We start from the raw sequence: 10,931 nt of genomic DNA, 5'->3' as shown, positions 1-10,931 counted from the left end.
CACCCGTTCGGACGCCACGCCGCCACCCCACACAGAGACCACACGCCGGCCACTGTCACTGGAGTACTAGCCGAACATCCCGCGGCATCGCGTACCGCGACGACCGAAAGCTCGCTGATGCCGCCAGCAACCAGCCTTCAAGTGGGCAGCCCGTCTGATTCCGGTCGTTGGACAATCCGGCCGTTCTTGCGCAGCACATAGTCGTCCAGGTCGACCGAGCGCGTCATCGTCCAGTAGTCGACAACGCGCCAGGGCATCGCGGTCACCACGCGGCCTTTGGAGTTGCGGTACCACGTGTCCATGCCCTGGTGCGTCCACACCATCCGCTGGTGCGCCTCGTCGAGCTCCTGGTTGTACCGATCACTGACCTCCGGCCTGCACACGAGGGAGCTGATGCCCTCGCGAAGCATGTGCTGCAGAGCATCGATGATGTAGTTGATCTGGCTCTCCGCCAGGTAGATGAAGCTGCCGCCGTGACCGAGGTTCGTGTTCGGCCCATACATGAAGAACAGGTTCGGAAAACCTGGCGCTGTGATACCCAGGTACGCGCGAGCATCGTCCGCTCCCCACAGGTCCTGAAGCACCTGTCCATCTATGCCGGTGACCTGGTAACGGACGGGGTTGTGGGCCTCGAAGCCCGTGGCGAGGACCACGACGTCCGCCGGCCGCTCCTCCCCATCAACAGTGACGACTCCCGTCTCTGTCAACGCCGCGACCCCAGCCGTGATGAGCTCCACCTGCGGCTTCTTTAGCGCGGCGAACCACCCGTTGTCCAGCAGCATCCGCTTCCCGAACGGCGGGTAACTGGGCAGGGCCTTCTCCACAAGGTCAGGCCTGCCCTCAAGCTCTCCCATCAGGTACGCCGTGAAGAACTTGCGGTGTGCGTCGTTGACAGCGTTCAGTGAACGTTCCGGGTACGCCCACGCAGGGTCCTTCTGCAACGACGCGTGAATCCGGTCGTTGTAGGCCCAGGCAAGCTTGGAGCGGTACCAGGCGCGGTAGAACGGCACCTTATCCATGAGCCAGTGCACCCGCCCATCAACCGGCCGGAAGTAGTTGCTGTTCGGCGACACCCACTGGGGTGAGCGCTGGTAGACGTCGAGGGCTCCCACCACGTCGGCGATGGCAGGGACAATCTGCATGGCACTTGCCCCGGTCCCGATGACAGCGACACGTTTGCCGGTCAGGTCCAGACCGTCGGGCCAGCGCGCCGAGTGAAACACCGGCCCCTTGAACTGCTTCATCCCCTCGAGCTGGGGGATTTTCGGAACGTTCAGCTGACCGACAGCCGAGATGAGGACGTTTGCGGTCAGGGCCTCTTCCGCACCGGCCGCGTCCCGGACGATGACTGTCCACAGTTCCGCGTCGTCGTCCCAGGACGCTGCCACCGCCGTGGTCTGGAAGCGGATGTTCCTACGGAGGTCGAAGTGCGTGGCGAGCCCGTCCAGGTACTCCTCGAGCTCCGAGCGCTTGCCGAAGTACGTGCTCCACGCACGCGGGAAGAACGAGAGGGAGTAAAGGTGACTCGGGGTGTCGACCCCACAGCCTGGATAGCGGTTCTCGATCCACGTGCCGCCCACGTTGGCATTCTTCTCGACGACCGTGTGGGCGATCCCGATGTCTCGCAGGTACTTAGAGGCGGTCATGCCCGAGATGCCGGCACCGATGACAACCACGTGAAACTCGCCACCAACAGCAATCGGTACCGGCGCGGGCTTGGGCCGGAACCCCATCTGCTCGGCTGTCATCGCCTCGAAGTCCTCGGGAACCTCCTCGGCGACGCACAGCTCAAGCAGCTCCAGCAGCTGCCGACCCGTTGGAGCGGGCATGGCGACCGGTGCCCCCGCAGCCCAGTCCAACACTGCCTGTTCGACCGCTAAGCGGATCTCCTGCTGCACCACAGGAGGAAGGCCGCCGTCATCGTGGTCGTCCGTGCCACGAGCGCGAGTCGGCCGGTAGGGCGGGCGTGTCCACTTGCGGTCGCCGGTGAGCTGCACCAGCAGCGGTACCAGCGTCGGAATGTTGGCCACGGCCAAGGCTTCGTGCAGCACCACAGGATCGATGTGGGTACGAGCCTCAGTGACCGACATCATCTCTCCCTCCGTGGCGACAGGCCACCTGTCGCCAGCGACGACTCACGTGGAGCGACGCCTGTCCTAATTTAGTTTAGATATTGCCCCCGGGCAAGCGGCCCACCCCTCGCGCTTCGCGTGCAACGGTCGCGCATCGTGCGGTAGTTTGTTGGATCAGGGTGGGAGGTAGAGGTGGAGGCCGTGCCCTGTACCGACCGCGGTGATCAGGGCTTGGACGTCATCGGGCGGGGGTGCCGGTGACCAGGCGTGCCAGCAGCGTTGCAGCATGATCCAGGGGGGTTAGCCAGCTGCGGACCGCGCGCAGTGTCACCGGCCAGGACGGCCGCGCCGGCGGGCGGGCTGCTGTGGAACCCCCTCTCTCGCCGGTCGTGCCCACTGCCGGGGTGTTCCTGCCCGGGGGGCGTCTCGGTGAGGGGGGTATGCATCCAACAGAACGAGAACGCGCAGAACACCAAGGTCTGGTGGCGGCGGATCGCGATGTCGGAGCGGACCTGGAAATCAGCCCAGCCCAGTTCGTCCTTGACCTGCTTGTAACCCTGTTCGATCCAGTTCCGGATCCCGTGGATCCGCACGAGCTCGGCCAGGTCGGCGGGCGGGTGCGGGCTGTCGGTCTCGCGTGCCGATCCCGGACGGGGCAGGTTGGTCGCCAGATACCAGCTGCTGTTCTCCGGCAGCCGGGCCGGGTCGGTGGTCGCCACCACCAGACGGATGGTCCCCTCCGGCCCCCACCAGCCCAGCCGGGCCTCAGCTGCCCACCACAGGGCGGTGCGCCCGTCCCGGAACGTGCGGGTCACCGCTGTCCAGTTCCCGGGGTTGTCCGGGCCGCCCCAAGCCAGGTCTCGGGCGGCGTCGACCGGGGTACGGGCGTCGGGTCCGTAGGCCCAGGTGCCCCGGTGGGGTCTGAGGGCCATGACGAACGGCAGCCCCGCGGCGGCCAGCTCGCCGCGGAAGGCGTCGTGGTCGCCGTAGGCGCAGTCCGCCGCCACCGCCCGGAACGCCACCCCGGCCGGGCGGGCCCGCCGGGCCAGGTCCACCGCGATCTGCGGCTTGGTCCGGAACCCGGGATCGTTCTTACCTTTCGGGAAATGGTGGGCGGGGGTGTAGGGCCGGGCGTGCAGCGGATAGTAGAGCCGTTCGTCTGCCCACAGCGTGCTCACCGTGACCACCGCGCTGTCGGTCTTGCCGTACCGGCCCAGCCACTGGCGGCCCACATGCGCGGTGGCCGTGCCGTCCTTGCGATCCCCGGAATCGTCGATCACCAGCACCCCAGCCGCATGCGAGGCGGTCCGCGGATCGGCCTGCAGCAGCGCCACCCGCCGGGTATTGATCTTCCCTGGGTTCCACACCGACTCCGCGAGGAAGAACTGCAGCCGCTGCACCGCCGGATGGGTAGCGCCCACCACCGGCTCGGCCCCAGCCAGGCAGGTCAACGTCTTGTTCCGATCCCGCGGCGCGAGCAGCCCGGTCAGATACTCCCGGAACCCCCGCCGCTGCCCCACCGCCGAGAACAGATCATCGAACCGGACGGCGTAATCCTCCAACGGGCCCGGCGCGGGCGGGCACGGCAGACGTCTGGTCATCGTCAGACCCCCTCACCTCGGAGACGTCCGACAGCGCAGACCTACCCCCACAACCCTGATCCAACAAACTACCGTTAGTAGGCAGGGTGGCGGCCCGGCTGTCGCGCGTGGGTCGGGCGCCGGGTCCGCGGCCCGGATGGTGTCGTGGGGGAAGAACCTGCTGGTCAGGTGGCTGGGGGTAAGGCGTGTAGCGAACCCCCAGCATCGCCTGGTACTGGCGGATCTCAGTCAGATGCCAGGTTCCAGGTCTGGTCGAGCGACTTTGTTTTGTCGGAGGTGCTGGTAGAGGACGTGGCGGATCGGGTCGTCGGGTGGGGGGCTGGACCGTTCCCGCTCAACGCAACAGACCCCGGCTGTCGTGCGCCCATGTTTTCCAGCAGAGCGCACTGGCAGCCAAGCGCAAGACGACGAAACCCGAACCCGACGTCAGGTCCCCAAACCGTACCAAAGCCCCAAAAGCTTACAGAATACCCAGTTGCGAGCCCGCCCTTGCCCCTGTTTGGACACTGCTGTAGATTCTAATCTAACAAAGGTTTAACTTAGCGTTGGAGTGGACTCGGCGGATCGCGCGTGACGTGGATGAGGATCGAGTTGTCGGTCTGCCGGAAGGGTGGTCAGCTCAGGTAGCCGGAAACTATCAGGTGGGCGGTTCGTGGCTACGGCGAGTCGCTGGGCCTCTATGCCGAGATCGGGGCACCCGCACATTCGACGTGCTGGGTTCGCGCAGTTCCGGTCATTTCGGTTGTTCGCCAAGTCCTGGCAGCAAAGTCATCGGGCCGCCTACCCGCTGGTTAGGGCCCGTAATGGATTAAGTGACGCCATCGCAACGCCCTGACCTGCGTAGACGCCTCGCAAGAAAGTCACTTATTGTATTCCAGCTCCTTGGACGAGGAGTATCGAGATGAACATACGAGCCCAGCGCCTGTGCGCGTGGTGCGGACCTGTCTTAGCAGTGTTATTCTTTATTGGATTCTGGCTGATCGCTGACTTCATACCGCCGCCGTCACCTGCCGAAAGTCCTGACCAGGTGGCGGTGAGATTCCGCGAACACGCGAACCAGATTCGTTTCGGTCTCCTGCTGACTCTCTATGCCGGCACGCTGACGGTCCCGTGGGTCGCGGCAGTCTCGGTGCAGCTCAAGCGGATAGAGGGGCAGTTCTCCCCCCTCACCTACGCACAGCTCGGGCTCGGGGTGCTTCTCCCGCTCGAGTTCGTCGTCCCCATCTACTTCTGGCAAACCGCCGCTTTCCGCTCCGAGCGCTCTCCCGAAATCGTCCAGACCCTGAACGACCTGGGCTGGTTGCCGTTCACGGGTCTAGTCTACACCATCGTCGCGCAGGCCATCGTGATCGGGATCGCGATCCTCGCGGACCGCCAGGAAAAGCCAATCTTCCCCCGCTGGTCCGGCTACTTCAGTATCTTGGCCGCCCTGCTGTTCTGCCCGGCGGGCTTCGACGTCTTCTTCAAGGACGGCCCGCTGGCATGGAACGGCCTGATTGCCTGGTGGGTGCTGGTCGTCGTGTTCTTCCTGTGGCTGATTGTGCTGTCGGTTGTGCTGCTCGATGCCATACGGCGCCAGGAGGAAGAAGGTCAGGCGAACCGAGCGGAAGCGGTCAGCCAGCAGTGACCAGATGGGTCGCCGGGCAGGCCAGCGACGTGCGGCCAGTGCTCTCGCAGGCAGCCGCCGGGGATCTGTTGTATTCAGCGGAGTCAATATGGAGGGCGGGGTCAAACGGTCGTAGCGACTCCCCGATAGGATGATCGTGTTGGCGTCGAGTGGCTGGATGGTGGATGGGTCGGCGGTGACTTCGACTGGCCGGCGGCCAGATCGCGATACTTACTGGCCAGCACGTCGATGACCGGGCCGTCCTGGCCGACGGCCCGGTACCGGTAGATCCACCGTCTGGAGACCTTCACATAGGTCTCGTCAACACACCACCGATCTCCAGGAATGTGCCGGCAAGGCCGGGCTGCGTCGATCAGCAGCGGGGCGAACTGTTGCACCCACCGGTAGACGGTCATATGATCGATGGCCAGGCCGCGTTCGGCGGGGAGCTCCTCGACGTCCCGATAGGACAGGGCATAGCGCAGGTATCAGCGGACCGCCGGCACGCTTCCCCTCGGGCAGGAACCGGCAATCCGGTGAAGTCCGAGGCGGGGACCGGTGGACGGACGGGACCTCGGCGCATCCACCTACGATTCCTGATCGAGGAACTCACGGATGCAACAGACCCAGGTGCCGGCCTCGACGGTCCGGCGAGAACACCACATCCCGGGCGAGGCCGGGCTGTGGTTGCTGCTCTTCGGCGACATGACGGTCTTCGCCGTCCTGTTCTGTGTCTACCTGAACCAGCGCGGTAAGCAGCTGGAGGTTTTCGCTCATTCGCAGGGCACCCTGAACCGCGACTTGGGGGCGCTGAACACGCTGCTGCTTCTGTCGAGCTCGCTGCTCGTCGTGTTAGCGACGCGCGCGGTCAGGGGAGCGGCCCGGCGCAGCGCTCCGCGCCTGCTGGTCGGCGCGATCGCGTTCGGGCTCGGGTTCGTCGCGGTGAAGGTCGTCGAGTACCACGACAAGATCGCCATGGGGATGACTCCGGACGTCAACAAGTTCTACATGTACTACTTCGTGCTGACCGGGTTGCACCTGGCGCATCTGTTCTTCGGCCTCGTTGTGCTCGTCGTCCTGTTCACACTGTCCCGGAAGGCTGAGCTCAGCGAGGGGCAGTTCGTGCTCTTCGAGGGCGGCGCATGCTTCTGGCACATGGTCGATCTGCTCTGGATAGTTATATTCCCGCTGCTCTACCTGGTGAGGTGAACGATGAGTTCCGTGGTGCGCACGCGTGCGACCGGTGTGTGGCTCATCCTCGTCCTTGCGACGTCGCTGTCTTGGGTGCTGGGTACCGACCATGGCCTCAGCAACGACGGGCATCGGATGGCGAGCGTTGCGATCCTGGTCGTCGCGCTGTTCAAGGCCAGGCTCGTTGGTCTCTACTTCATGGACCTCCGCAACGCACCGGCGGTTTTGCGCGGGTTGTTCGAGGGGTACTGCGTCGCCGTCTGCGCCGTGACGATCTCGCTGTTCCTCCTCGCTTAGATGCTGGGTTCCTCAAGGCCGGGGTAGACCGGAGGAATCCAGCACCAGAGCGCGACGGCGAAGTCGGGCTCGGTGACGGCCCGGACGTCGTCGACGGTCACGCCCGGTGCGAGCTCGCGCAGCACCAGTCCTGCGGGCTCGATGTCGAGCACAGCGAGGTCGGTGATGACGCGCTGGATGCACGCGCGGCCTGTGTAGGGCAGCGAGCACTCTCGTACGATCTTGGGTGAGCCGTCTTTGGTGACGTGCTCCATCATCACGATTGAGCGCTTGGCTCCGTGCACGAGGTCCATCGCGCCGCCCATCCCCTTGACCATCTTTCCGGGGATCATCCAGTTGGCCAGGTCGCCCTTCTCCGACACCTGCATGGCGCCGAGGATCGCGACGTCGATGTGACCGCCGCGGATCATCCCGAACGACGTCGCGCTGTCGAAGTACGAGCCGCCCTTATTGAGGGTGACGGTCTCCTTGCCAGCGTTGATGAGGTCGGGGTCGACGGCGTCCTCGGTCGGGTACGGCCCGACGCCGAGCATGCCGTTCTCGGACTGCAGCACGACGTGTACGCCGTCCGGCACGTAGTTGGGTACCAGGGTAGGCAGGCCGATCCCGAGGTTGACGTACTGCCCGTCCGCGAGCTCGAGGGCGACCCGCGCTGCCAGCTCGTCCCTAGACAGCACGGACGGTCCTCCGCTCGATCCGCTTCTCCACGGACACCTGCACCACGCGCTGCACGAAGATTCCCGGGGTGTGCACCAGGGCCGGATCCAGGTCGCCGGGCTCCACGACCTCCTCGACCTCCGCGATCGTCACGCGACCCGCAGCGGCGCAGAGTGGGTTGAAGTTCTGCGCCGACTTCTCGTAGACGAGGTTGCCGTGCCGATCGCCGTAGCGGGCATGCACGAGGGCGTAGTCGCAGACGATCGCGTGCTCCAGCACGTACTCCACACCGTCGAAGGTGCGGACTTCCTTGGGCTCCGACGCCTTCGCCGCGCCACCCGACCCGTCGTACCGGAGAGGAAGCCCCCCGAGGGCGACCTGTGTCCCGACGCCACCGGGGGTGTAGAAGGCGGGGATACCCGCGCCGCCGGCACGGAGCCGCTCGGCGAGCGTGCCCTGCGGGACCAGTTCGACCTCGAGCTCGCCGGACAGGAACTGCCGCTCGAACTCCTTGTTCTCCCCGACGTAGGAGCCCGTGGTGCGGCTGATCCGTTTGGCTCGCAGAAGCGAGCCCAGGCCCCACCCGTCGACGCCACAGTTGTTGGAGACCGTCTTGAGGTCGTCGACCCCGGTTTCCAACAGCGCCTCGATGAGAGCCTGCGGGATGCCGCAGAGCCCGAACCCGCCAACGGCCAGCGACGACCCGCAGGCGATATCCGTGACCGCTTCGGCGGCACTGCCGACGATCTTGTTCACCGCTTCCCCTCTCCAAAAACGAATTATAGTTAGAAACTAACGTCTTGCAAGCACTTCTCGTGGGATGAAAAGCACTCAAAGGGTCATTAACTCAAAACGGAGGAAGGATAAGTGAGAAAAATCACAGATCGACAGGTGTGAGGGCGGCGACTCGTGGGCCGTGCACCTGGGCAGGGAGACGATGGCGCTGAAGCCCGTTGCAAGGCTGCTCGCGGTCGTGAGCGGCGCCGTTCTGGTGACCACAATGACTGCCCAAACTGCGGACAACTGCGACCCGCCGTGGCGGAGTCCGAGGCGAACTTCGATTCTGGCGGTCATCATGATCGAGGGATCTGGGTCGGCGGTTCAGGCACACCTGTTCTCGAGCCCGCGCCTGCTCCTGCTGGACGAGGTGTCGATGGGACTGGCGCTCGCTGTGGTGGACGAGATCTTCGCCTTTCTCGACCTGCTGGCTCAGGAAGGCTCCAGTCTGCTGCTGGTCGAGCGGTACGTCACGCGGGTGCTCGCCCGTGGGGACTACGTCTACCTGCTCAACCGCGGTCAGGCTCGCTTCGTCGGCGAGCTGACGGAGTGCGAGAGCTCGGACATCTTCAAGGAGCGCGTCGACGTCGACTAGCGATCTTTGGTCTGTGGGTTCTTCACATCTGTGTCACGTTTCAGGCTGCGGGTGCGAGCCGGGCGTGGTCGATGTAGCTGTCGACGTGGCGATCGAGGATGCGGAGCGCGTCGCGCAGCTCGGGTGGGGCCTGGGGCTGGTCGGCCGCGGTAAGCGGGACGAGGAGCCGGTTGTAGACCTTGGTGTAGAAGACGGCGATGCGGATGCCGTCGTCGGTGAGCGTGTAGCGGTTGCGGTGCGGTAGCCGGCGGATCAGGCCGGCCAGGCGCAGCCGGCGCAGGTCATAGGTCCTCTGGCCGGGGCGGTAGTCGCTGCCGAGCAGCCCAGCGATCAGGACACGTAGGTTCTTGTTGGTGAAGCCGGTCGCGGTGAGCAGCGTCTGACACAGGGCGCCGGTCAGGGCCATGACCCGTGGATCACCGAACCGCAGGGCCGGGGTCCGCCGCCCCTCCGTGTCGACGGTGGGGTGCGTGATCCGCTCGAAGGCCGGACTCGCGAGGACACAGCCCTGGCCGACCCGTTCAGCGTCCAGGATCCGGCGGTTGGCCGCACGGGCCTTGGACTGCAGCTCGGGCAGGTGGCGCAGGCGGGCGTTGCAGCCCAGGTCCCGCGGGGCGTTGATGACGGTCTCGATCCGCATGGCCCGACCGTCCTTGAGGTACTGCTTGATGCGGGAGTGCTTGTAGAAGACGTTGACCACGCCACCGCCGTTGTCGCGGCGGTCGATCGCGGTGCGGAAGGTTCCCTTCATGTCACGGCGGATGAGGCGTCCGAAGATGATTTCCCCGTTGTGCGGGCGGCCGAGGTCGAGGTTGTCGGCGATGAGCGCCTCGAAGAAGCCGCGGGCGTGCCGGGGCGCGTCGAACACGAGGGTGCGGGAGATCTCGATCTGGCGCATGGAGGTTTCCCACCAGTAGCCGGCGTCCCGGTCGGTGGCGGTGAGCGGCAACGGCAGCCGGGCCAGCCAGCGCTGCACGAACACGTCGATCGCGCCCGGGTTCAGCCGGTCGCAGATCTCCTGCAGCGCGGCCGGGCCGGCGGCGGCGGCGAACCCGTTGGACAGCTCGGCAAAGCCGATCCCGGCCCGGGTCGCCTGGCGTTTGGCCCACGCGTGCCCGCCCCGCCAGATCTTCGCCGGATACGGGAAGTAGCTGCACATCTTGATGAACGCCGGGCCGAAGTCGGCGTCCCACACGGAGAAGTAGGAGCAGGACACCCGCCGGTCGGTTTTGGTGAACGACCACTGCACCGCCCCGGTGGCGGTGTGGCGTTCGTAGGCGGTCCAGACCCGCTGGAACTCCTGGGCCACCCAGGTCGCGGCGACCCCGGACCGTCCGGTCGCGGCCTGGCGATCCAGATGCGGACGCATCAGCTCCAGCTTGCCGCCCACGTCGTCCCTGCCGAAGCGCACCCACGGGAGGCCGTTGGCCTCGGCGAACGAGGCGACCGCGCGGCGGAACCGCTGGCCGATCTGGTTGAACAGCGCCGGCGACGGAAACGGGTAGCCCAGGTGACCGGACAGGAACGCCGTGACCTGCGCGCTGGTCTGCAACGTCGGCACGTAGGCGTTGAGATAGATCCGGTCCAGGCACTGGATGTCCAGCGCCACGTGCCCGTCGAGCACCTCGTTGACCGTCACCGTATGCGCACCCATGACCGGCCTCCTGACACGGCTACGGTCGCCAGGATGCGCCGGCCGGCACCGGGGCCGCCAGCCCAGCCGCGCTGCTCGGCGGTCCGAGGCGAAGCCTCACTGCTACTACAGCCGCACTTGTACTACAGCCGCACTTGGTACTCCAGCCGCACTTGGCGGCGGTGATGTGTTCCAGGACGACGGTGGGACTTTCGTGGGGAAGCGCCTCGATATTGTCCGCCTCAACGAGGACCTGGGTGGGATCAAGTCCGGTCTGGCGTGCCGTGACCGTGGCGGCGACGTGCAGCCAGTGAGCGGCTGCGACCGCGGCGGCGGTGGGCTCCACCTCGGTGAACAAACGACTGTCCCCGAAGGGATTGTCAGCCAGGAGCACGTCGGCGGCAGCGACCTGGAGGGGGGAGGCGTCGGCGCGGGTCAGGGCGATGGCCTGGCGGGCCCGTCCGGAGAGGTCACCGCGTTCAGCCTGCTCGACGGCGTCGAG

At 66.0% G+C, this 10,931-nt stretch carries 10 protein-coding genes and 1 pseudogene; 5 read left to right on the top strand and 6 right to left on the bottom strand.

Features of this window, described 5'->3' with window-relative positions:
- Positions 1-137: 137 nt before the first annotated feature.
- A complete protein-coding gene (locus AC5LSR_RS20100) occupies positions 138-2,093 on the bottom strand; it encodes a flavin-containing monooxygenase (protein WP_250285362.1) in 1,956 nt (651 codons plus the stop codon).
- Between the two features lie 203 nt (positions 2,094-2,296).
- A complete protein-coding gene (locus AC5LSR_RS20095) occupies positions 2,297-3,673 on the bottom strand; it encodes an IS701 family transposase (protein ID WP_250285361.1) in 1,377 nt (458 codons plus the stop codon).
- Between the two features lie 952 nt (positions 3,674-4,625).
- Between AC5LSR_RS20095 and AC5LSR_RS20090 the strand changes: the two genes are divergently transcribed.
- Complete coding sequence (locus tag AC5LSR_RS20090; protein ID WP_493468818.1) at positions 4,626-5,300, top strand: hypothetical protein; 675 nt, start codon at positions 4,626-4,628, stop codon at positions 5,298-5,300.
- 150 nt (positions 5,301-5,450) lie between these two features.
- Here the strand turns inward: AC5LSR_RS20090 and AC5LSR_RS20085 are convergent.
- Positions 5,451-5,862 (bottom strand): annotated as a pseudogene (locus AC5LSR_RS20085) (DDE-type integrase/transposase/recombinase); the annotation flags it as partial.
- 32 nt (positions 5,863-5,894) lie between these two features.
- On the opposite strand from AC5LSR_RS20085, the gene AC5LSR_RS20080 reads away from it, so the two are divergent.
- Both AC5LSR_RS20080 and AC5LSR_RS20075 read left to right on the top strand, forming a co-directional pair.
- On the top strand, positions 5,895-6,488 hold the full coding sequence (locus AC5LSR_RS20080) for a cytochrome c oxidase subunit 3 (RefSeq protein ID WP_250292260.1): 594 nt from the start codon (positions 5,895-5,897) through the stop codon (positions 6,486-6,488).
- A 3-nt stretch (positions 6,489-6,491) separates the two neighbouring features.
- Entirely contained in the window at positions 6,492-6,767 is a 276-nt protein-coding gene (locus AC5LSR_RS20075; protein ID WP_131790692.1) for a cytochrome C oxidase subunit IV family protein, read from the top strand.
- Here AC5LSR_RS20075 and AC5LSR_RS20070 read toward each other — a convergent pair.
- Together AC5LSR_RS20070 and AC5LSR_RS20065 are read right to left on the bottom strand one after the other, a co-directional pair.
- The gene (locus tag AC5LSR_RS20070) at positions 6,764-7,444 is read right to left on the bottom strand and encodes a CoA transferase subunit B (protein ID WP_250287186.1); all 681 of its coding nucleotides are present in this window, start codon (positions 7,442-7,444) and stop codon (positions 6,764-6,766) included. The genes AC5LSR_RS20075 and AC5LSR_RS20070 overlap by 4 nt on opposite strands.
- Complete coding sequence (locus tag AC5LSR_RS20065) at positions 7,434-8,180, bottom strand: CoA transferase subunit A (protein ID WP_131790693.1); 747 nt, start codon at positions 8,178-8,180, stop codon at positions 7,434-7,436. Before AC5LSR_RS20065 ends, AC5LSR_RS20070 begins: the two co-directional genes overlap by 11 nt.
- A gap of 319 nt (positions 8,181-8,499) precedes the next feature.
- Here AC5LSR_RS20065 and AC5LSR_RS20060 point away from each other — a divergent pair, with 319 nt between their 5' ends.
- Positions 8,500-8,796 carry a P-loop NTPase family protein gene (locus AC5LSR_RS20060; RefSeq protein WP_250287184.1) on the top strand — a complete coding sequence of 99 codons (297 nt, stop codon included), beginning with the start codon at positions 8,500-8,502 and terminating at the stop codon, positions 8,794-8,796.
- 40 nt (positions 8,797-8,836) lie between these two features.
- On the opposite strand, the gene AC5LSR_RS20055 is transcribed toward AC5LSR_RS20060, so the two are convergent.
- Positions 8,837-10,450 carry a hypothetical protein gene (locus AC5LSR_RS20055; RefSeq protein WP_250287182.1) on the bottom strand — a complete coding sequence of 538 codons (1,614 nt, stop codon included), beginning with the start codon at positions 10,448-10,450 and terminating at the stop codon, positions 8,837-8,839.
- Between the two features lie 166 nt (positions 10,451-10,616).
- Here AC5LSR_RS20055 and AC5LSR_RS20050 point away from each other — a divergent pair.
- Positions 10,617-10,931: hypothetical protein (locus AC5LSR_RS20050; protein WP_493468817.1), on the top strand; the 315-nt coding region annotated here is incomplete at its 3' end.

The sequence above is a fragment of the Protofrankia sp. CiP1_Cm_nod4 genome (assembly GCF_982290645.1).
Note: the sequence above shows the minus strand (reverse complement) of the source record. Positions and strands in the feature narration are given on the sequence as shown.